General features: G+C 72.3%; 17 protein-coding genes. 10 read left to right on the top strand and 7 right to left on the bottom strand.

Annotated elements, in window-relative coordinates; all coding sequences use genetic code 11:
* Positions 1–124: 124 nt before the first annotated feature.
* Positions 125–742: a TetR/AcrR family transcriptional regulator gene (locus ACFYZS_RS26045; RefSeq protein WP_389017144.1), complete on the bottom strand. Its 618-nt coding sequence runs from the start codon at positions 740–742 to the stop codon at positions 125–127.
* A 71-nt stretch (positions 743–813) separates the two neighbouring features.
* Here ACFYZS_RS26045 and ACFYZS_RS26040 point away from each other — a divergent pair, with 71 nt between their 5' ends.
* Together ACFYZS_RS26040 and ACFYZS_RS26035 are read left to right on the top strand one after the other, a co-directional pair.
* Complete coding sequence (locus ACFYZS_RS26040) at positions 814–1734, top strand: oxidoreductase (protein WP_389017141.1); 921 nt, start codon at positions 814–816, stop codon at positions 1732–1734.
* A gap of 131 nt (positions 1735–1865) precedes the next feature.
* Positions 1866–2804, top strand: a complete 939-nt coding sequence (locus ACFYZS_RS26035) for an NADP-dependent oxidoreductase (protein WP_389017138.1) — start codon at positions 1866–1868, stop codon at positions 2802–2804.
* Between the two features lie 73 nt (positions 2805–2877).
* Here ACFYZS_RS26035 and ACFYZS_RS26030 read toward each other — a convergent pair whose 3' ends face one another.
* The gene (locus ACFYZS_RS26030) at positions 2878–4614 is read right to left on the bottom strand and encodes an Imm49 family immunity protein (protein ID WP_389017267.1); all 1737 of its coding nucleotides are present in this window, start codon (positions 4612–4614) and stop codon (positions 2878–2880) included.
* 207 nt (positions 4615–4821) lie between these two features.
* Here ACFYZS_RS26030 and ACFYZS_RS26025 point away from each other — a divergent pair, with 207 nt between their 5' ends.
* On the top strand, positions 4822–5613 hold the full coding sequence (locus ACFYZS_RS26025; protein WP_389017135.1) for a rhomboid-like protein: 792 nt from the start codon (positions 4822–4824) through the stop codon (positions 5611–5613).
* 147 nt (positions 5614–5760) lie between these two features.
* Here the strand turns inward: ACFYZS_RS26025 and ACFYZS_RS26020 are convergent, their stop codons facing one another.
* On the bottom strand, positions 5761–6132 hold the full coding sequence (locus ACFYZS_RS26020; protein WP_389017132.1) for a peptidoglycan-binding protein: 372 nt from the start codon (positions 6130–6132) through the stop codon (positions 5761–5763).
* A 256-nt stretch (positions 6133–6388) separates the two neighbouring features.
* Here ACFYZS_RS26020 and ACFYZS_RS26015 point away from each other — a divergent pair, with 256 nt between their 5' ends.
* Both ACFYZS_RS26015 and ACFYZS_RS26010 read left to right on the top strand, forming a co-directional pair.
* Positions 6389–7594, top strand: coding sequence for a sensor histidine kinase (locus ACFYZS_RS26015; protein ID WP_389017129.1), 1206 nt, complete (start codon positions 6389–6391; stop codon positions 7592–7594).
* Positions 7591–8292 (top strand): response regulator, encoded by a 702-nt coding sequence (locus tag ACFYZS_RS26010; protein ID WP_389017126.1) that lies wholly within the window; start codon positions 7591–7593, stop codon positions 8290–8292. The genes ACFYZS_RS26015 and ACFYZS_RS26010 overlap by 4 nt, the downstream gene beginning before the upstream one ends.
* A gap of 124 nt (positions 8293–8416) precedes the next feature.
* On the opposite strand, the gene ACFYZS_RS26005 is transcribed toward ACFYZS_RS26010, so the two are convergent.
* A complete protein-coding gene (locus tag ACFYZS_RS26005; RefSeq protein ID WP_389017123.1) occupies positions 8417–9643 on the bottom strand; it encodes a saccharopine dehydrogenase family protein in 1227 nt (408 codons plus the stop codon).
* A 111-nt stretch (positions 9644–9754) separates the two neighbouring features.
* Here ACFYZS_RS26005 and ACFYZS_RS26000 point away from each other — a divergent pair, with 111 nt between their 5' ends.
* The 3 genes from ACFYZS_RS26000 (at position 9755) to ACFYZS_RS25990 (ending at position 13691) form a co-directional block, all read left to right on the top strand.
* Positions 9755–10465 (top strand): TetR/AcrR family transcriptional regulator, encoded by a 711-nt coding sequence (locus ACFYZS_RS26000; RefSeq protein WP_389017120.1) that lies wholly within the window; start codon positions 9755–9757, stop codon positions 10463–10465.
* A 170-nt stretch (positions 10466–10635) separates the two neighbouring features.
* A complete protein-coding gene (locus tag ACFYZS_RS25995) occupies positions 10636–12303 on the top strand; it encodes an APC family permease (protein WP_389017117.1) in 1668 nt (555 codons plus the stop codon).
* A 326-nt stretch (positions 12304–12629) separates the two neighbouring features.
* Positions 12630–13691 carry a PQQ-binding-like beta-propeller repeat protein gene (locus ACFYZS_RS25990; RefSeq protein WP_389017114.1) on the top strand — a complete coding sequence of 354 codons (1062 nt, stop codon included), beginning with the start codon at positions 12630–12632 and terminating at the stop codon, positions 13689–13691.
* 147 nt (positions 13692–13838) lie between these two features.
* Here ACFYZS_RS25990 and ACFYZS_RS25985 read toward each other — a convergent pair whose 3' ends face one another.
* Both ACFYZS_RS25985 and ACFYZS_RS25980 read right to left on the bottom strand, forming a co-directional pair.
* Positions 13839–14597: a hypothetical protein gene (locus tag ACFYZS_RS25985; RefSeq protein WP_389017111.1), complete on the bottom strand. Its 759-nt coding sequence runs from the start codon at positions 14595–14597 to the stop codon at positions 13839–13841.
* 332 nt (positions 14598–14929) lie between these two features.
* The gene (locus ACFYZS_RS25980; RefSeq protein WP_389017108.1) at positions 14930–15817 is read right to left on the bottom strand and encodes a hypothetical protein; all 888 of its coding nucleotides are present in this window, start codon (positions 15815–15817) and stop codon (positions 14930–14932) included.
* A 318-nt stretch (positions 15818–16135) separates the two neighbouring features.
* Here ACFYZS_RS25980 and ACFYZS_RS25975 point away from each other — a divergent pair, with 318 nt between their 5' ends.
* A complete protein-coding gene (locus tag ACFYZS_RS25975) occupies positions 16136–16969 on the top strand; it encodes a PIG-L family deacetylase (protein WP_389017105.1) in 834 nt (277 codons plus the stop codon).
* A gap of 167 nt (positions 16970–17136) precedes the next feature.
* Here ACFYZS_RS25975 and ACFYZS_RS25970 read toward each other — a convergent pair whose 3' ends face one another.
* Positions 17137–19347, bottom strand: coding sequence for a SpoIIE family protein phosphatase (locus tag ACFYZS_RS25970; protein WP_389017102.1), 2211 nt, complete (start codon positions 19345–19347; stop codon positions 17137–17139).
* A 265-nt stretch (positions 19348–19612) separates the two neighbouring features.
* Between ACFYZS_RS25970 and ACFYZS_RS25965 the strand changes: the two genes are divergently transcribed.
* Positions 19613–19960, top strand: a complete 348-nt coding sequence (locus ACFYZS_RS25965) for a hypothetical protein (RefSeq protein ID WP_389017099.1) — start codon at positions 19613–19615, stop codon at positions 19958–19960.
* Positions 19961–20061: the final 101 nt, after the last annotated feature.

Below are 20061 nucleotides of genomic sequence, written 5' to 3'. Positions count from 1 at the left end.
CCCTGCGGAACCCCCGGCAGGGGCCCATGCCGCCTGAAGCAGTGAGCCGTTCCGTGGCGCGTGGACCCGGGGCGCGTGAGGGTGCCGCTCGGCCGGTGATGCCCCCGGGGTCGTTGGCGGCTGGTCAGCCTTCGTGCGCGGAGCGTGAGCCGAGGCCCCGCAGGAGGCCGTCGATCGAGGTGTCCACGGTCTTCGACGCGTCATCGGCCGGGATCATGCCGGTGTTGAGCAGAACGGCGAGCCCGTGGACCGTCGCGAAGACGAGACGGGCCGCCTCCTGCGCGCCCAGGCCGCAGTCCAGCTCGCCGTTGCGGTGGGCCTCCTCGATCACCGCGAACGGGACCGCGTACGCGGCGCGAGCGGCAGCTGGTGCCGCCAGGGTCTCGGCCCCGTGCTTGCTCGCGTACATCAGCTCCACGAGCGGCATCCGTCCCTGCGCGTAGGTGACGTAGGTGTGGGCGATCGCCCGGAGTCGGTCCTCGAACGAGGGGCCGGCCGCCGAGATCGCCTCGGTCAGGCGCAGCGCGAGGGTGTCGAACCCGCGCTGGGCCAGGGCGTCCAGCAGGGCCGCCCGGTCGGGGAAGTGTCGCCGTGGTGCCGTGTGGCTGACTCCGAGCCCCCGGGAGAGCTCGCGCAAGGACAGGGCGGCGGCGCCGTTCTCCAGTACGGAGCGCTCCGCCTCCTCAAGGAGAGCCGTCCTCAGATTGCCGTGGTGGTAGCCGCGCTCCTGCATGGATGCCATGGTACCCGCATGTTTCCACTGGAAACTATGTGTCCATTGACAACATCCGATACCGGTGTCAGCCTGGATTCATGAGCGCACCCCACAGCACCCACTGGACCGCCGCCGACCTCCCCTCCCTGACCGGCCGGACCGTCGTGGTCACCGGGGCCACCAGCGGCCTCGGCGCCGTCACCGCCAGGGAGCTCGCGCGGGTCGGGGCACATGTGGTCCTCGCCGTCCGCGACACGGCCCGCGGGGAACGCCTCGCGGACACCCTGACCGGCAGCACCGAGGTCCGCGCCCTCGACCTGGCCGACCTGTCCTCCGTCCGGGCCTTCGCCGCAGGCTGGGACCGCCCCCTCGACGTCCTCGTCAACAACGCGGGCGTCATGGCGATCCCCGAGGCCCGCACGGTCGACGGCTTCGAGATGCAGCTCGGCACCAACCACCTCGGGCCCTTCGCCCTGACGAACCTGCTGCTCCCGCACCTGACCGACCGCGTCGTCACCGTCGCCTCGAACGCCCACCGCAGACCGGGCGTGGACATCGACTTCGACGACATCAACTCCGAGCGCGCGTACCGCCCCTGGCGCGCCTACCAGCAGTCGAAGCTGGCCAACCTGCTCTTCACCCGTGAGCTCCAGCGGCGCCTGAGCGAGGCCGGCTCACCGGTCACGGCGCACGCCGTCCACCCCGGCTACGCCGCGACGAACCTCCAGGGGCGCTCCGCCGGCACCGCCCAGCGCCTGATGATGGCCGTCACCAACCGCCTGCTGGCCCAGTCCGACGCCATGGGCGCCCTGCCCACGCTCTACGCCGTCACCCAGCCGCTGCCGGGCAACAGCTACACCGGCCCCGACGGCCGCGGCGAACTGCGCGGCTACCCCGGCCCCGCCCAGCGCAGCCCACACGCCCAGGACGACTCGCGGGCCGCCCGCCTGTGGGACCTCTCCGAAGAGCTCACCAAGGTCCGCTTCACCGCGCCGGCGCCGGACCACCGAGACCACTGAAGCGCGGGACGGAACCGGGACCGGCCGTACGGTTCACCCCGCTCCGTCACCCGCGCGAGCGCCGGCGAGCGGCCCAACGCCGGAGGCGAAATCGCTTCTCTCTCATGATCATCAGGCGCAGAATGTTCCGCATGACGACGACACGGGTGATCACACAGCAGGCCATCGGCGGCTCCGAAGTGCTGGAACTCGCCGAGATACCCCTTCCCGCGCCAGGTCCCGGCGAGGTCCTGGTACGCGTACGGGCCACCGGCATGAACCCTGCCGACTGGAAGGTCCGCATCGGCAAGGTGGACTTCTTCGGCCCGCCGCCGTTCGTGCTCGGCCACGAGTTCAGCGGCACGGTGGAGGGCATCGGCGAGGGCGTGGCCCGCTTCGTGCCGGGCGAGGAGGTCTACGGCTGGACCGTACCGCCGCGGGGCAGCCACGCCGAGCACGTGGTGGTGACCGAGGACCGGATCGCGCCCAAGCCGCGCACCCTCGACCACGTGGGCTCCGCCGCGCTGCCGATCTCCGGCTTCACCGCCTACCAGGCCCTGGTCACCCTTTCCGACGTACGGCCCGGCCAGCGGGTACTGATCCACGGCGCGGCCGGCGGCGTCGGCCACCTCGCCGTGCAGATCGCCAAGGCCCGGGGCGCGTACGTCATCGGCACGGCCCGCGCCGCCAAACACGACCACCTGCGCGGACTCGGGGTCGACGAGCTGATCGACTACACGGTGGAGGACTTCTCGACCCTGCGCGGCATCGACGCGGTGCTGGACACCGTGAGCAACGACTACGGCCCGCGTTCCCTGCCCACGCTCAAGCGGGGCGGCATCCTGGTCGACGTCGTCGGCGTCGGCGTGGACCGCACCGAGGTGAAGGCCCGAGCCGCCGAACTCGGCGTACGGTTCGTGGAGTTCTTCCTGGAACCGACCCCCGCCGTGCTGACCGCCTTCGCCGAACTCGTCGACACCCACGGGGTACGTCCCACGATCTCGGCGACCTTGCCGCTCACCGAGGCCGCGAAGGCGCATGAGCTCAGTGAGACCGGCCGGGTCCAGGGCAAGATCGTCCTCGTGCCGTAGTCCCGGCGTCCTGGTTCCACCGGGCCGAGAAGGCACGTGCCCGACGCCAGCCCCCGGTCCCGCACCGGCCCCGTCAGAAGGGTTCGGCGGCCCGCAGGACATCGTGGGGCAGGTAGGGGGACTCCACGCGGATGGCCCAGCCGCGGCGACGGGCGTGGCAGGCCAGCGCGAGGACATCGAGGTTGACGGAGACATCCGGACCATCGTCGCGGTCGGCGACCTGGTAATAGGCGCGATGGGCTTCCAGGGCGTCGGCCAGGGCGAGGTTGAAGCTCTCCTCGTCGCCGTGCACGAGCTGCGAGAGCAGCACGGCCGGCGGCATCGCGAAGCCCCAGTCCTTGGCCTTCTCGGCCGCCTCCAACGCCCGCTGCGCGGCCGCTTCGGGCTCGGTGCCCTTCAGGTAGGCGTGCAGGGCTTCCCGGTACGTGGTGAAGGCGGAGCCGTCCGGGCGGGCGAAGGCGGGGCCGGTGAGGACCAGCGGGGCCAGGTCCTCGCGTACGCCGGTGATCAGGGCGAAGGCGGTTGCCTTCTGCCAGTTCCCGGGGCCGGCCTTGTCGCTCCGTTCGGCCGTGTAGCGGTGCGCGCAGCCACCGACGGTCACCTCGATGTCTGCGCCCGGCTCTGCCAGTGCGATGCGGAACAGGGCGGCCCCGATGCGAGAGGCCAGCCGAAGGGTGGCGAGCCGGGCGTCCGTGACGTCGCCGGGGTTCCCCGCCCGCCACTTGAAGAGGCGCTCCTGATCGGCCAGGGCGCTGCCGAGGCGCCAGACGGCAAGGGGCTCTCCGTCGACGGGGGTGAGGGCCTCTCGCAATCGCTCCTCGTACGTGGCCTCGATCCGCGCAAGGTCATCCCGCTCGCAGTCCGGCCGGTCCACCACCAGCGGGCCCGCGGCCAGTGCGTCGACCGCGTCCGGCCGGCGGTTGCGGCCGAACCCCGCGACCCGCGGGCCCGAAGTCTCGAAACCCGTGACCAGCGCGTGCGGGAGGTAGTCGGTGCGGACGGCCGGCGCCCAGCCGAGCGTCCGGTACGCGAGCGAGGCGAGAGCGAGGGGCACGAGCGGGAGCAGAGTGCTCGGAGGAGCCGCAGGGCCCTGCACGGCGGCGTGACCGACCAGGAGGGCGGCGAGCGAGGCATCGAAAGCCTCCCGGTCCTCGACGACCAGGGCCCGCAACGCGTGGAGGGCGGTACCGTCCGGCCGGTCCAGGAGGGGCTCGCCGGTCTCCGCGGCGCGGGTACCGATACGCTCCAGGGCCGCATCGAGGGCGGCGAGCTTGGCCTGCGCGCTCGGCGGGTACTCCTCGTCGTCGCCGGTGTCGTCCAGGACCACGGCCGTCAATCCGGTGACGAGTTCGCCGGCGGGCGTGCCCTGCGCCTGCTCGGCGAACTTCTGCCGGGCGAAGTGGAAGGCTTCGCCATGCCACTTGGCCTTGTCCCTGAGGACGGCCAGGCAGAGCGCGTCGATCCACTCCCCGGCCGTGACGCTCTCCTCGGGGGCGTCCTCACCCGGGTCGTAGCTCATGCCGAAGTTCACGTACTCCAGGAACACCTGGAAGCTGCAGTGCGGGTGGTACGCGGCGTAGGCGACGGCGCCGGCCGCCGCCTCGGAGGCGTCCTTGAGGGCGGCCTTCGCCTCCGGGGTGTCGAGGTCGGGTGTCGCGACCGAGAGGGCGCCCAGGTAGTCGAGGAACTCGTCGGAGATCGCCTGCCATTCGTAAGTGGCCATCCGGCCGCCCCTCGACATGGACCGCACCTGACCCCCGATGCGGTTCGCGAAGTCCTCGCGCGCCGCTGACACGACGGGTCCGCCCACCTGGTGACGCTCTACTCGCACTGGCCTGCTCCTCGATCGATCTCAACGCCACCCTAGGCGCGGGATCTGACAAGCCGACAACTGACTGGACCGACAGCCATGGCCGGTCGGCGTCGAGCAGCCGGAACGTGGCACCCCGTCCCGGTCGGAAGGGCTGTTCCCACCCGCCGATCCGAGCCCCCGCATGGACCTGGAGAATGCCACGGTATGAACTCTCAGTCACTGTGGGGTCCTCTGGGCGGACCGCTCCGTGCCGTGCGCGAGTACCCGCGCCGTGCGCCACTGACCCTCGCCTACGTCTGCCTGCTCCTCGTCGGCCATGTGTGGGTCAACCACGGGCTGTCCGCCGACCGGGCGGCCACCGTGTTGGGCTACCTCAGCACCAACCTGGACAACCTGAAGGACCACCCGCTGACCGCGCTCCTCGGCAGTGTGCTGTTCTTCGACGGAACGCTCACGGACGTCACCTCGGTCGACTTCGTGGGTACCTTGATCACCTTCGGCCTCGGTGTCTGCTGTTCTCTGGCCTGGGTGGAGCACCGGTGGGGAACGTCGCGCGCCGTAGCCGTGTTCCTCGGCGGACACGTCGTGGCCACCCTGCTCACCGCCATCGTCATCGGCGTCGCGCTGCAGCACGGCTGGTACCCGACTGCCGTGCGGCAGGCCTTGGACTACGGGGTCAGTTACGGGGCCCAGACCGTGCTGGCGATCGGCACACTCGCCCTGCCGCGCCGTGGCCGCCTCCCGTGGGCCGCCTTCGTACTCGCATGGCCCCTCGGCGGTGCCGACTGGACCGGTCCGCTGCCGGACTTCACGACAATCGGCCATCTGACAGCGGCGGCAGTCGGCTTCGGCCTGTTGGGCGTCCCGGCCGTCAGGCGGCAACTGGTCAGCCCCGCCGGGCCGTCCTCCGCCGCGAGCGGCGGCTCCGGGCCGCACCGAGACTTCGTTCCGGCGTCCTCACCGGCAGCCGGCGCGGAGATGCCTCCATCCGCCTGAGCCAGTCGCGGCCTTGCCCGGCTGCCGGTTACGGCCGCGGGTACGGACGCGGCCGGGGCCCGATCCGCGCGCGCCGTATGACGACCGCGCGGACCGGGCCCCGGTCCGGCTACCCGGGGCCCGAGCCCCGCCAAGCGTGTCCCAGGGTCAGCAGACCGGGTTCTTCAGGGCGCTCCAGGTCTTGGGACCGACGATGCCGTCGACGGGCATGTGGCACATGTCCTTCACCCGGCGCTGGAACTCGCGGACCGCGCGGTCGGTGTCGGGACCGAAGTCGCCGTCGACACCGGAGGAGCCGATGTTCACGTTCCAGGTCTTGAGCAGACACTGGGCCTGCTTGACCGCGGCGCCCTTGGAGCCCCTGCTGATGGTGGGCTGGGCGTCGGTGTAGTTGCAGCCGCGCGAACCGGTCACCGACGTACCGGAGTTCGTGGCCGCCACGGCCGACGGGGCCAGGGCGACACCGGTGCACAGGGCAGTGGAGGCGACGAGGAGAGCGAGACGCTTGCTGACGAGCATGGTGTTCCGTCCTTCGGTCGGCGCGGGCCGTCCCCCGTAGGTGTCCCCGAGTGGCCCGCAGTCCTGGTGTGCGGGACCGGTGGTCGGCCGGTCCCGTTCTGCCGAGGCATGAAGCTACGGGCCGGCGCCCGGGCCCGTCGTCCCGTGCTGGATGGATCTCCGGGTCAACCTCGGGCGCAGGCCCGCTCCTTGCTCAACTCAGGGTTGAGTACGGGAGTACGAGGTCGGTGCGCGCCGTCCGGGCTAGGCTGCGCCGATGCGGATCCGCCCCTCCTCCATGGACGCGCTGACAGCCCTCGCACAGACGGGTGTGGCCGTGCTGCTGGGCCGGGAGGCGGTCACCCAGGGCTGGCCTCCCCTGGACCTGGCCGCGTACCTGCTCGTCGGTTTGGTGACCGTGCCGGTGGCCGTGCGGACCGAGGCACCCGTCGCGGTCTGCCTGTTCACCCAGCTCATGTGGGTCGTGTACATCACCGCCGGGTACTGGCCGGTGGTCACCTGCTTCGGTCCCATGCTCGCGGTGTACACGGTGTCCGCGCTCTGCCCGGTCCGCACCTCGGCGGCCTGCGCCGCCCTGATGGGGGCGGTCTGGGTCTACGCGGGAGCGCTCGGCAACGGACCCGGCGGTTCCATGGCGACCGTACTCGCGCAGGCCGTGGTCTTCCCGGCCGTGCTGTGGCGGTTCGGGCTGGTGGCGCGCCGATCGGCCGCACTGGCCCGCCAGTTGCGGCGCGAGCGCGACGAACGGGCCCGCCGCCAGGTCGCCGAGGAACGCGCGCGCATCGCACGGGAACTGCACGACATCGTGGCCCACCACATGGCCGTGATCTCGGTCCAGGCGGGCCTGGCCGGGTACGTGTTCGACTCGGCGCCCCACACGGCCCGGGCGGCCCTGTCCACCATCGAGGACATCAGCGCCGAGGGGCTGGACGAACTCCGCCGCATGCTCAGCCTGTTGCGGGACACCGACCGGGAGCCACCGGAGGAAGACGACGGGGCCAGTCCGGAGGCGCCGGGCCGGGACGCTCCGATGCCGAGCCTGTCACGGCTGACGGAGATGGCCGAGAGGGTCCGGGCCGCCGGCGTTCCGGTGGATCTGCGCATCACGGGCGATGCGCGAGCGCTGGCCCCCGGCGTGGAGCTGTGTGCGTACCGGGTGGTGCAGGAGGCGCTCACCAACGTCATCAAGCACGCCCCGGGGGCCCACGTGACCGTGGCCCTCGACTACCGGCCCGCGCACCTCTCGGTCACCGTGACCGACGACGGAGCGGGCGGGGACCCCGTTCAGGCCAAGTTGGCACAGGGGAGTGGGAACGGGTTGATCGGCATGCGCCAGCGGGCCAAGCTCTACGGAGGAACCATCAGCACGGGGCCGCGCAGCGAAGGGGGTTGCGCCGTGTGCCTCACCCTGCCAACCTCGGCCCGGACCTCAACGCCGCGCGGGGACGGCCACCCGGCATGACGGCAACCGGACCCTTAAGGGTGCTCGTGGCCGACGACCAGTTCCTCATCCGGGCGGGGCTCGTGGGCCTGCTGGAGGTGGCGGAGGGCTTCGAGGTCGTCGGCGAGGCCGTGGACGGCGCCGAGGCGGTCGAGATCGCCGCCCGTACCCGCCCCGACGTGATCCTGATGGACATCCGGATGCCGCGCATGGACGGCATCGCCGCCACGGAGGAGATCCTCGCGCGGACCCCGCCCCCGGCGCCCCGCGTGCTGATCCTGACCACCTTCGACCTGGACGAGTACGTGTACGGGGCGCTGAAGGCCGGGGCCTCCGGCTTCCTGCTGAAGGACTCGGGCCCCCAGCGGCTCCTGGCCGCCATCACCGCCGTGGGCAGCGGGGACGCTCTCTTCGCGCCGACGGTGACCCGGCGGCTCGTGGAGGCCTTCGCCACCCGCGCGGGCTGCGAAGGGGCCGGCGACCCCGCCAGGGCCGGGGCCGCCGGGCTGGACGTGTTGACGGGCCGGGAGATCGAGGTGCTGGAACTGGTCGGGCAGGGCCTGGCCAACGCCGAGATCGCCTGGCGGCTGTTCATCACCGAGGGCACGGTGAAGAGCCACCTCAGCCGGACGATGGCGAAGCTGGGCCTGGAGAGCCGGGCCCAGGCGGTGGTGACGGCGTACGAGACCGGGCTGGTGGTCCCGGGCCGGAACACCTGAGGCGGCGGCTCCGGGGACTCGTCCACGATCGCATCATGCCCGGTCGGGCCCGGCGCGGCTCACCCCGCACCGGCGCGGCTCGCCCCGCACCGCCCTGGTTCGCGACGGCGGAGGGAGGCTCCGATCAGCCCTCTTCGCGAATGCCCCACGGGGAGCCGTACGCGGTCAGCAGGTCCAGGAACGGGCGCGGCGGCAGGGCCTCCGGGCCGAGTACGCCCGACTCCGCCCAGACCCCGCCGGCCATGAGCTCCAGCGCCACCACCGGGTTGACCGCGGTCTGCCACACCACGGCCTGCGAACCGTACTCGCTCATCGACCACTGGTTGTCCACCACGTGGTACAGGTACACCTCGCGCGGCCGGCCGTCCTTGGTGCCCTTCACCCAGGTCCCCGCGCAGGTCTTGCCCGACATCCGCTCGCCCAGCGTGGCCGGGTCGGGCAGGCACGCCGCGACCACGTCGCGCGGGGAGACCTGCACCGGGGTACCGTCCGCGCCGCGCACCGTGACCGGTTCGGTCGAGTCCAGGCCCAGCGCGTGGAGGGTCTTCAGCTTGCCGATGAAGTCCTCGCCCAGGCCGTACTTGAAGGTGACCCGTCGGGCATCCACCCAGCGCGGGACCAGCAGCACCTCCTCGTGCTCGACGTTGACGCACTCGACCGGGCCGATGCCCTCCGGGAAGTCGAACACCTCCGGCTCGCTGAACGGCTCGGTGGTGAACCATCCGCGGTCCCGCTCGTAGACCACCGGCGGGTTCAGGCACTCCTCGATCGTCGTCCAGATGTTGAAGGACGGGGCGAACTCGTGGCCCTCGACCGTCAGGTTCGCCCCGTCGCGGATGCCGATCTCCTCGATCCCGTCGAAGAGTTCATCGGCCGCGTACCGGGCGAAGACGTCCGACAGGCCGGGCTCCACGCCCATGCCGACCAGGGCCAGCCGCCCCGACTTCTCCCATTCCTCGGCCCGCGCGAACTGCTCGTCGCCGAGCTTGACCCCGCACTCCGCGTAGGGCCGGCCGGGGTGCGGCCGGGACAGGGACATCGCCATGTCCACGTAGTGGCTTTCCGCCGCGAGCGCCGCCTCGAACAGCGGCATCACGAACCGCGGATCCGTGGCGTTCAGCAGTACGTCGCACCGCTCCTCGGTGAGGAGCGCGGCCACCGCCGCCCGGTCGGAGGCGTCGACGCGGCGCGCGTGGAACCGGCCGCCGGCCTCGCCGAGCGCGGCCACGGCCGCCTCGGCGCGGGCCAGGTCGTAGTCGGCGACCACGAAGTGGTCGAAGAAGTCCCGGCGGGCCGCGATCCGGGTGATCGCGGTACCGACGCCACCGGCGCCCACAAGCAGAACACGCATGACGAAACCCTCTCTCGGTGAGGTCCGCGGAGATCCGCGCCTCATGGGAGGGATGAAAGCCGGGGCCGCGAGATAAGGTCAATGGTGTTGGCATAAGGAGGAAGGCACCCGATGGCGAAGCCCGTGGTCCCCGAGGAAGCCCGCAGGCGGCGACGCCCCACCCGGCAGGGCGTCGTCCTGTCGGAGCGGCTGATCGTCGACACCGCCCTGCGCATGCTGCGCGAACACGGCAGCGCCGGCCTGTCCGTCCGCCGGCTCGGCGCAGCCCTCGGCGCCGACCCCAGCACCCTCTACCGGTACTTCGACGGCATGGACGGCCTCACCCTCGCCATCGGCGAGGAACTCATCGGCCGGGCCCTCGACGGCTGGACCGTCACCGGCCAGTGGCGTGCCGACCTGCGCGAACTCGGGCTGCGCATCCACGGCGCCTACCTCTCGCACCCCCAGGCGGCCGTACTGACCGCCGGCCGCGTGACCGGCCGGCCCCGCGAGATCGCCGCCGACGAGGCCGTCCTCGGCATCCTGCGCACCGCGGGCTTCCCCGACCCGGAGGCAGTCCTGATCTACCACGCCTTCATCGACCAGAGCCTGGCCTTCGCGGCCCTCGACGCCGGCGCCCTCGCCCTGGCCGAGCCCGCCCGGACCTCCGACGAGGGGCAGTGGGAGTCCACGTACGCCCGGCTGCCGGCCGACGAGTACCCGCACATCGCCGCCACCAGGCGACTGCTCGCCGCCCGCATGAACCACAGCGCCTACCCGGTCGCCCTGGACATGCTGCTCGCGAGCGCGGAGGCCCGGCTGCAGGCCCTGCGGGCCGGCTGACCCGGCCGGACTCCGCCCCCCTCGGGGCCCCGGGGCCCGCGCGGGTCCCTTATGCCAACACCATTGACCCATTCCCGCCCCTGCGGGTTTCCTCTTCGCAGTTCACGCCCTGTTCACACCGCGCCCGCCACGGCGCGGCCCGCACACCGCACCCAGTACAGCGAGGGACGATGGCCGCAGACACCCCGCCGGAAACCACCCCCCGAGCCGCCACGGCCACCTCCGCGCCCGCGGCACCGGGCGGCACGACCGTCGCGGCCGGGCAGGCCGGCACGAGCGTCGCAGCGGTCATGGCGGGCACGGGGGCCCCGAGCGGAAACGGCACACCGACGGCGCCCGCCCCGGCCGGTACCGCGCCCGCCCCGGCCGGCACACCGACGGCGCCCGCGCCGGCCGGCGCCCTCAAGCCGGACGCGATCGGCTTCCTCGACGCCCTCGCCATCGGCCTCAACGCCACCTCGCCCGCCTATTCGCTGGCCGCGGTCATCGGACCCCTCGTCGCCCTGGTCGGCGTACACGCCCCCGGAGTGATGCTCGCGTCCTTCGTCCCCATGCTGCTGATCGCCTCCGCCTTCCACTTCCTCAACCGGGCCGATCCCGACTGCGGCACGACCTTCTCCTGGGTCACCCGCGCCCTCGGCCCCACCACCGGATGGCTGGGCGGCTGGGCCATCGCGATGACCGGGGTGCTCGTCGTCGGCTCGCTCGCCGACGTCGCCGTCGGCTTCGGCCTGCTCGCCGTCGGGGCCGACGGTCTGGCCGACAACACCCTGGTCCGCGAGGCCCTCACCGTCGTGCTGATCCTCCTCATGTCCTGGCTGTGCGTTCGCGGCACCGAGGTCTCGGCCCGCTTCCAGAACGTGCTCGTGCTGCTCCAGGTCCTCTGCCTCGTCGTGTTCGCGGCCGTCGCCGTGTACCGCGTGTACGCCGGCACGGGATCCCTGGACGCCGTCCGCCCGGCCGCCGACTGGCTCGACCCCTTCGGCGCCGGCGGCCCCGCACTCACCGGCGGCCTGCTCCTCGGCGTCTTCGCGTACTGGGGCTGGGAATCCGCCCTCAACCTGACCGAGGAGACCAAGGACCCCGCCAACGCCCCCGGCCGGGCCGGCATCTGGTCGACGGTGGTCCTGCTGGCGACCTACCTGGCCGTGGCCTTCGCGGTCGTCGCCTACGCCGGCACCGCGTACCTCGCCGGACAGGCCGACGCGGAGGAGGACGTCTTCGCCGCGCTCGCCCGTGAGGTGCTCGGCGGCTGGGACTGGATCCTGCTCCTCGCGGTCGCAACCTCCGCCCTCGCCTCGACGCAGACGACCATCATCCCGGCCTCCCGTACCGCACTGTCCATGGCCCGCCGCCGGGCGCTGCCCGCCGGGTTCGCCCACATAGACGCCCGCCGGGGCACACCGACCACCAGCACCTGGTGGGTCACCGGCACCGCGACCGTCTGGTACGTCGTCATCCACCGGATCAGCGAGAACGCCCTCGCGGACTCCCTCACCGCCCTGTCGTTGCTCATCGCCTTCTACTACGCCCTCACCGGCATCGCCTGCGCCGTCTGGTACCGGCGCCGACTGATGCGCGGGCCGGGCCCCTTCCTGCTGCTCGGCGCGGGCCCACTGCTCGGCTCGGCCCTGCTGATCTGGCTGCTGGTCGAGTCCGTCGCCGACATGGCCGACCCGCACAACGCCTCCAGTTCGACCGCCTGGTTCGGCTTGGGCGCCCCGCTGGTGATCGCGCTCTTCCTGGCCGGAGCCGGAGTGGTGCTGATGCTGCTGCGCCGCGCCGCGTCCGGAGCCTTCTGGCGCGAACGCCCCGGAGTGGCCCCCGAGGCCCCCTAGGGGGTGTCTTGCCGATCAGGCCGGGCTCGCGGGGTCTGGTGCCGCGCCTCGCCGCGTTGTCCTCGGTCGCCGACACTCCGTGTCGCCTCCCTCGTCCGCCTTGCGATCCACGGCACCAGACCCCGCTCCCTGATCCGCCCTGATCGACCTAGGCCGTTTCCTTCAGACCACGCCCTCGGCCGCTCCCGCGGCGGGCTGACCACGAAGATCCACCTCGCCGCCGCCTTCATCCGGTCGGCGAGGTGATCCGACGCAGAGACCCCGGACGGCCGCCCCGGGCCTGGGCACCGTCGTCGGGGGCCGGCCGCCTGTGGTGGGATGGTCCGATGATCGCCACAGTGCTCTGGGAGCGCGAACTGCACCAGCGGGGCGGCGGTTCCGTCTTCGTCGTGGGGCCGGACTGTGTCGTCCTGCACGAGCGGCACACCCGGCTGGTCTGCCTGGAGCGTGCCAATGGCGCGGTGCGTTGGGACGTCCCGCTCGGTAGCTGGCCGCGCGGGATCGTCCTCGCGGGGGACCGCGTGCTGGTGTTGCCGCAAGCACCGAACCTGCTGTCCTGCATCGATCTGCGGACGGGTGCGTCTCTGTGGAGCGCCCCGACACCGAGGTGGACGGGGAACCTCGCGGTCCACTCGGACACCGTGGTGATGGGCGGTTGGCGCGGCTACACCCCGATGTGTGGCTTGGACCTCGCCGACGGGGGCGTCCGGTGGACGACACCGTCGACGGTGACGTCCGTACGGACCCTCGCGTGGGCCGGTGGGGTACTGACCGGCAGCGGCTGCGAGGCGGTTCTCCTCGATCCGGCCGACGGGAGCGACCTGGCTCGGTGGCGGCTGCCGGACCGGCTTGCGGGACCCGACGTGAGGGCCTTCGTCCCGGTGGATGCGGAGCGGGTGGTGGCGGTCTGCGGGGCCTCGTCACTGGTGACCTTCGGGATCGACGCCGACGAGCCCACCCGGCTCGGATCCTACGATCCGTTCGGGGCGGTTGGGTACATCCACGGGTCGGTCTGGATGCTGCGGTCGGGCGGGGGGTTCCTCGCAGTGGATCCCTCCGACGGGACGTCAACGTGGTCGGTCGAGGCGGATCGGCGGATTGTGGTCGACCCTCTGCCGTACGCCGACGGCGTCCTGGTGGGGGATGCCAACGGCGGCATCCGGCGGTTGGGGCTCGACGGCCGGACCACGGAAGGGTGTTCCCTGCCGGGCCGACGCCTGGACGCGCTGGCCGCCGCCGGCGACGGCGGGCTGTTCTTCGCGGCGAAGGGCACCTTCGGCTCCTTCACCCTCAGCCGGACAGCCCGGCGGCCGACCACATCCACAGCCGGCGCGGGAGCCCTCTCCGTCCCCGATGCCACTCGGCAAGATCCGAAAGAGACGGCCTAGGCTCCTTCGGAGAAGCCTGCGCAGCGCTCAGCTGATCGCACCTGCCCCCGCACACCCCCCCGCAACCGGCCGCGGCCCCCCGACAAGATGCCCCGCGGCCGGGGCCGGTGCCGTACGTACGCCATCGAGACTGGCGGTCCGGTGTGCTCAGGCGCCGACAGGGGCTGCCTCGGCTGCCTCGGCGGGCTCGGTGGCGGGCTCGTCGGTCTTCGACTGCGGTGCCGAAGCAGAGGCCCGCTCGGGTGCCGGCCAGGTGTAGAGCACCATGCGCTGCCGGTTGTCCTTCTCGAGCACTCCCTTGGCCACGAGCTTCTCCAGTGTGGCGCGGATGACCGGGTCCGACGTGGTGCGCTGGGGGTGGGCCGCCTCGAGTTCGGTGCGGATCTCGCTGACCTTCTTGGGCTCACCGGGCTGCTTGGAGAGGATCTCCGTAAGGAGCAGGCCGAGCGTGGGCTCCGCGGCCTTCGAGGTCTCCTTGGCCGCGCTCACCGCGGTCTTCTTGCCGACCGTGGGCCTCTTGGCCGGGGCTGCGGGGGTTTCCTTGGCCTGGGCCGTCTTGGCGGCGGCCTTCTTGACGGTCGCCTTCTTGACGGTGGCCTTCTTCACCGAAGTCGCACCGCCTGCCTTCTTCTGTGCCCTGGGCCTCGGCACGGCCACCTCGGTCACAGCTCCGCCGACCGGCACGGCACTGCTCGCGGGCGAAGCGGCTTCCTGCGGTGAGGCCGGCTCGGATCCGGCGGTTGTCGGCAGGGATTCCAGCGTTGTGACGAGCCACTTCTCCTCTGCCTGGAGCTGGTTCAGACGTGCAGTGAGAGTGGCCTGCTCGGCCTGGTTGGTTGCGAGGTCGGCGGCCAGTTGTTGCGTGTACTTGGTCTGGATGGGGGTGTTGACCGTTTCGTTGGCCATGGCAGTCCACGCTCCTTATGGGGGATGTGTGTCGCTGCCGGATGCTACTCGGGGCGGACCCGTGATGTTTGCCGTATGCGAGCATCTGCCCTGGTCGGCGGATGGTATTCGTATCGCGGGGGAGGAGTGCCAAGCATTCGACGCCATCTCAAGTATGCAGCTGCTGCTACCCAGTTGGCCTGACGAGCGCCACGTCGCGGCGATCCTCAACCGCCTCCCGCACCACCGCGAAGTCGGCGCGATCGACGTCTCCTGCCAGCGGCTGACGAGCCGCCTCAAGGCGTCATGTCGCCGACCCCTGCGAGGGGACCAGCCAGGCGAGTACGGATGGTTTACCTCGGACTCTGAGGCCTGCGGGGGAGGCAACCACCGTTCTGCGCGGGCCTGCTTGTCGGAGTCCCGGAGCGATTGGCCTGCGCGAGCAGGCGGGCGCGCAGGGCTTCGGGCAGGCGGGCGACGTCGCGCTTCCGGCGCGGGCGAGTCCTCCAACCCACCAGGTGCCGAACGGCACCGGCGTCGTGCCGCTCCTCGGCCCGCGAGTCGGAGAGCCCGGTGATCAGGTCGGCGATCGATACCCGGCCGAGGAGCCGGCCAGGGACGCCCTCGTGGAGGGGGTAACCGGAGCAGCGCCCGCTGCCGGAGCCATACCGGTTGAGCAGGGCCAGCACCCGCTCCACCGGGTCGGGGAGCGTCAGCTGCAGTCGGTCGGTGAGTTCCGCGAGCAGTGCGGGGGAGGCCGTACTGCCGGTCCGGGAGAGATCGAGGATCCGGTCGGTGGCTCCCTCGAGCCCGACGGGTATCGCGGCCAGCCAGGTCCGCTGCTCGGCGGCTCGCTCCTGCCTGTGTCGTCTGTCGGTGTCGAACTGCTGCAGCGGGCCCGGCATTCCGCGCCCCTCGAGCCATTCCAGCAGCAGGCGGCCTTCAGCGAGGACCGCGTCACCCTCCCACTGCCCCCACCTCAACGTCCGCCCGTGGTGCAGGACGACGACTGCGAGCCGCGCACCGTCTTGGTCGAACAACTCGAAGCACACGTCGCCGAGGCACATGCAGTGGAGCCCGGGCAGGGAATCCACCGCCATGGCAGTCCTGAGCTGCGCCGACTCCGCCGGATCGGTGAGATCCACCCGGATCTCCCCCTCCGCCCCGGACCCGGCCACCGGGCCGGCTCGGACCACGTGTGCCCGCTGGAGCACGCTGACGAGCGCCGTCGTCGCGTCCATGAACCGACCCTTTTCCGCCCGGGCCGCCCAGTCCAGCGCCGCGCGGCCTCGATGGAGTGCTTCAGAGCCTCCTGCTCCGCCCCCACGCCGAGGATGAGGACCCGCGGAAGGCGACCGAGGGAAGATCTGGAAGCCAAGAGGCCACACGGGGAACAGCCGAGCCGGTCGGCGCGGTTGCACCGAACGAGGGACCGGCGCCGCACGGGCGGGAACACGGGGACCGCAAGGTCGTCCGCCCCACCAGGATCCGGCCTCCACGAGCGTGGTACATCCGCCGCGCACTCGACCTGAGAAGCATTTCTGCAGGAGGACCGTTTCATGACCGACCGACCCTTGACGCTCATGGCAGTGCACGCGCACCCCGATGACGAGGCCACCGGCACCGGAGGGGTCCTGGCGCGGTACGCGGCGGAGGGCATTCGCACGGTTCTCGTGACGTGTACCGACGGCCGTTGCGGTGACGGCCCGGGGGGTGTCAAGCCGGGTGACCCCGGCCACGATCCGGCGACCGTCGCCCTGATGCGCCGTCAAGAACTCGAAGCGAGCCGTGACGTCCTGAAGATCAGTGATCTGGAGATGCTGGACTACGCCGACTCCGGGATGATGGGCTGGCCGAGCAACGACGCTCCCGGGTCCTTCTGGCAGACCCCGGTGGAGGAAGGCGCCGCCCGGCTCGCGGAACTCATGCGGCACTACCGGCCCGATGTGGTCGTCACTTATGACGAGAACGGTTTCTACGGCCACCCCGACCACATCCAGGCGCACCGCATCACGATGGCTGCGCTGGAGATGACCGAGCTGACACCGAAGGTGTACTGGACGACGATGCCGCGCTCGATGATGCAGCGCTTCGGGGAGATCATGCGCGAGTTCCACGAGGACATGCCGGAGCCGGATCCTGCCGAGACCGCCGCGTTGGCCGAGATCGGCCTCCCCGACGATGAGATCACCACGTGGGTGGACACCACCGTATTCAGCGGTCAGAAGTTCGATGCGCTGGCCGCGCACGCCAGTCAGGGCGAGAACATCTTCTTCCTCAAGATGGGCAAGGAGAGGTTCGCCGAGTTGATGGGCATGGAGACCTTCGTACGTGTCAAGGACGCCACCGGCGCTCCTGTACCCGAGAACGATCTCTTCGCCGGCCTGCGCTGATCTGCCTGCCTGCCCGCCCGCCCGCCCGGCCGAGGCCCGGCCGGGCCCGGGAAAGCTCATCGATTGCCGGCGGCTTCCTGCGGGAGCGGTGTGGCCGCCGGCTGCCGAGGGCCGCCTACGAGGTTCGGGGGCGGGGACGCATGCTCATGCGTGTCCTCCTGGCCCCGTCATGTGTGCCGCTCCTCCTGGGCGAAGCGCAGCAGGAGCAGGGCGATGTCGTCGGTACGGGGGGCTCCGCCGCGGGCTTGGACGATGAGGTCGTCTGCCAGCGTGCCCACCGGGTGGCGTTCGTGGGTTGCGGTGATGCGGGCGGCGACGGCCGCGATGCCGTCCTCCAGGTCCTCGCCGGGGACCTCGACCAGCCCGTCGGTGTACAGGGTGAGCAGGGTGCCCGGCTCGAACGGGACCTCGACGGCCGTGTACGAGGCGTCCCGGTCGATGCCGAGGAGCAGCCCGGGCGGCAGGCGGAGCATCTTCGCAGGGCCGCCGGCGTGGCGCAGCAGCGGGTGCGGGTGGCCGGCCGTGGCCAGGTGGGCGGTGCGGGCGGAGAGGTCGATGTGGGCGTACACGCAGCTGGTGAAGAGTCCGGGTTCGAGATCGGTCAGGAGCCGGTTGGTGCGGGCGAGGACTTGTGCGGGGGGCTCACCGGCGGAGGCGTGGACGGCGGTGCGGACCTGGCCCATGAGGGCGGCGGCGTTCACGTTGTGGCCCTGGACGTCGCCGACCGCGGCCGCGATGGTCGTGTCGTCGATCCGGATGAGGTCGTAGAAGTCGCCTCCGATGTCGAATCCGTGCGCGGCAGGCAGGTATCTGGCGGCCACGTCGAGGTGCGGGACGTCCGGTAGGGCGTGCGGCAGCAGGCCGGTCTGCAGGCTGTGGGCGAGCTGGTGGGTGGAGTCGTAGAGGCGGGCGCGATCCAGGGCCTGGGCGATGAGTCCGGCGAGGGAGGTCAGGATCGCCCGTTCACCGGGGACGAACGCATGGGGACGCGCGTAGGCCAGGATGAGGGTGCCGATGGGCCGGCCGGACGCAATGAGGGGCAGGAAGGCCCACGCCGCCATGTCGTCCCCGATCACGACGGCCGGGAAGGCGGCCGCGAGCTCGCCCGCGTCGGCGAAGAACAGCGGCTCGCCCGTGCGCAGGCCATGGGTGCTGGCCGTGTGGATGCCGAGCGGGATGCCGTCGTAGCGGGCCATGAGCTCGGCCGTGTAGCCGCGGAAGCCCACGATGCGCAGGCGCTGCTCCTCGGCCACCAGCAGGGCCAGGGCCTGGGCGCCGAGCGCGGGGACGAGCAGGTCGGCGGCGTGGTCGACGACGTCGCGGGCGTGGACCGCCTCCGTGAGGGCGGCCGCCAGATGCATGAGCTGGTAGAGGGAGGTGGCCCGGCTGGGTGAGGGTTCCGCGGGGACGGCCGTCGGCGGGGCGGGCGGCGGGACGGGCTCGTCGGCGGCGACCGGGGTGATGCGGACGCTGATCCCGGTGTCGTCCGGATAGAGGTCGAAGCGCAGGTAGCGGCCGATCGGGGGAGCGGCGGTGAAGCTGCGCGGCAGTCGGCTGATCGCCGCGGCCCGGTAGTGGTCCTCGATGGCGGGGGTGTCCATCCAGGGCAGCGCTTCCCAGGGCAGGGCGCCACGGAGGCGGGACACGGGTGCGCCCAGCAGCTCGGCCGCCTCGGCGGTGATGAAGGTGATCGTGCCGTTCAGGTCGAGTGCGCAGTTGCCACCGGGCAGCCGGCGGACGAAGGCCATGGCGGCGGCCGCCTCGGCCGGGCCGGGGGTGGGAGGGGGAGGCGGCCGCAGCATGACCGGGTGTGCCGGCGGACGGACGGGGTGTCCGGCGTCGGCGGCGCGGCGCAGGTGGTTCGCGAGACGGCCGCAGGCCGAGTCCACGGCGTCGCGTTCCCGGTCGGTCAGGTGGGGCGCGTGGGAGCCGGGCCACAGGAGGACGAGACCGGCTCCGGTGGGCTCCGCCGCCTCGGGCGCCGGGTCGGGGACGAGCGGGGCGGCGGCGAGGGCGAAGTCGTACGGCAGGACGAGGCCGAGGCGCGGGTAGCGCCGGGCCGTCTCCTCCTGGCCGCCCAGCCAGACGAACCGCCCGTCGCGCACCGCGTCGGCCACCGGGATGGAATCGTCCACGACGACCCGGGACCAGGGCAGCGCGAACTCACGGGACAGGCCGAGGGTCATCGCCAGGTGCAGGACCCGCCGGGCGGGGTCGGGCAGGTAGAGCATGCCGATGGACGCCCCCGCGGCCGCGCAGGCCCGGACCAGGGCCTCGCCGAGTGCCCGCTGATCGGCCGCCGCGGCGGGGTCGACGGCCTCGGCGGGCTCGGGCGGCTCGGCCCCCTGGCCTTGGTCGCGGCCTGCAAGGTCTCGCACCCGTCCATGGTCCCCCCCACCCGCCACCCGCGCGTCGGCACCCGCCCACCCCGGCAAGCCCGCGCCCGCCCACCTCCGGCCGTCCGCAAGCGTAGGGTCACCGGGCGTCACGCACGGGGGTCGAAGGGGATGGGGGCGCGGGTCTTGCCGGGGCGCTTGTGCGGCCCTGAGAGAATCCGGCGCCACGCCGCCCGCGAGGCGGAACCGGGCGCGGGCACTGACCGCCACGATCGTCGACGGGCAGGGGGTTGCGTAGGGTCGTGGCATGGACGACCTGCTGCCGCTCCTGGCGGTCTTCGGTGGGCTGGGCGCGGTCGTGCTCGGCTTGGCCGCGCTGGCGCGGCGCGTGCGGGCCCGCGGGAGTGCCGGCGCCGCCATCGGAGCGGCGTTGGCCTCCTGGGAGGAGGCGTACCGCGTGACCTCTCACGAGGCTTACCAGGAGGTCCGGGCGCAGACCGAACGGCAGGCGCCGGCGCTGTCGCCCGACGGCCCCTGGCACCGCCGGCCAGCGGAGGGCGTGCGTCGCTCCATCGAGCCCCGGCCGCCGAGGATGAGGCGCCGAACGCGCCTGACCCGCCAGGCCCGGCGTATGCGGCGGACCCAGACGTATTGACCCGCACGGTTGTTGCCTCGTGCGTTGCGAGCAGGAGCTGTGCCTCACCGATCGGCCGGGTGATCGTGGGGCTGCAATCTCTGCACGAAACCCGTTCCCCT

Source organism: Streptomyces sp. NPDC001903, assembly GCF_042891345.1.
Lineage (GTDB): Bacteria > Actinomycetota > Actinomycetes > Streptomycetales > Streptomycetaceae > Streptomyces.
The sequence above is the reverse complement of the archived record's forward strand: the minus strand, read 5'-3'. Positions and strand labels throughout refer to the sequence as shown.

Excerpts from the sequence above, each read along its gene's own strand:
- ACFYZS_RS26045 (WP_389017144.1), bottom strand. The coding sequence starts at position 742 with ATGGCATCCATGCAGGAGCGCGGCTACCACCACGGCAATCTGAGGACG.
- ACFYZS_RS26040 (WP_389017141.1), top strand. The coding sequence starts at position 814 with ATGAGCGCACCCCACAGCACCCACTGGACCGCCGCCGACCTCCCCTCC.
- ACFYZS_RS26035 (WP_389017138.1), top strand. The coding sequence starts at position 1,866 with ATGACGACGACACGGGTGATCACACAGCAGGCCATCGGCGGCTCCGAA.
- ACFYZS_RS26025 (WP_389017135.1), top strand. The coding sequence starts at position 4,822 with ATGAACTCTCAGTCACTGTGGGGTCCTCTGGGCGGACCGCTCCGTGCC.
- ACFYZS_RS26020 (WP_389017132.1), bottom strand. The coding sequence starts at position 6,132 with ATGCTCGTCAGCAAGCGTCTCGCTCTCCTCGTCGCCTCCACTGCCCTG.
- ACFYZS_RS26015 (WP_389017129.1), top strand. The coding sequence starts at position 6,389 with ATGCGGATCCGCCCCTCCTCCATGGACGCGCTGACAGCCCTCGCACAG.
- ACFYZS_RS26010 (WP_389017126.1), top strand. The coding sequence starts at position 7,591 with ATGACGGCAACCGGACCCTTAAGGGTGCTCGTGGCCGACGACCAGTTC.
- ACFYZS_RS26005 (WP_389017123.1), bottom strand. The coding sequence starts at position 9,643 with ATGCGTGTTCTGCTTGTGGGCGCCGGTGGCGTCGGTACCGCGATCACC.
- ACFYZS_RS26000 (WP_389017120.1), top strand. The coding sequence starts at position 9,755 with ATGGCGAAGCCCGTGGTCCCCGAGGAAGCCCGCAGGCGGCGACGCCCC.
- ACFYZS_RS25995 (WP_389017117.1), top strand. The coding sequence starts at position 10,636 with ATGGCCGCAGACACCCCGCCGGAAACCACCCCCCGAGCCGCCACGGCC.
- ACFYZS_RS25990 (WP_389017114.1), top strand. The coding sequence starts at position 12,630 with ATGATCGCCACAGTGCTCTGGGAGCGCGAACTGCACCAGCGGGGCGGC.
- ACFYZS_RS25985 (WP_389017111.1), bottom strand. The coding sequence starts at position 14,597 with ATGGCCAACGAAACGGTCAACACCCCCATCCAGACCAAGTACACGCAA.
- ACFYZS_RS25980 (WP_389017108.1), bottom strand. The coding sequence starts at position 15,817 with ATGGACGCGACGACGGCGCTCGTCAGCGTGCTCCAGCGGGCACACGTG.
- ACFYZS_RS25975 (WP_389017105.1), top strand. The coding sequence starts at position 16,136 with ATGACCGACCGACCCTTGACGCTCATGGCAGTGCACGCGCACCCCGAT.
- ACFYZS_RS25965 (WP_389017099.1), top strand. The coding sequence starts at position 19,613 with ATGGACGACCTGCTGCCGCTCCTGGCGGTCTTCGGTGGGCTGGGCGCG.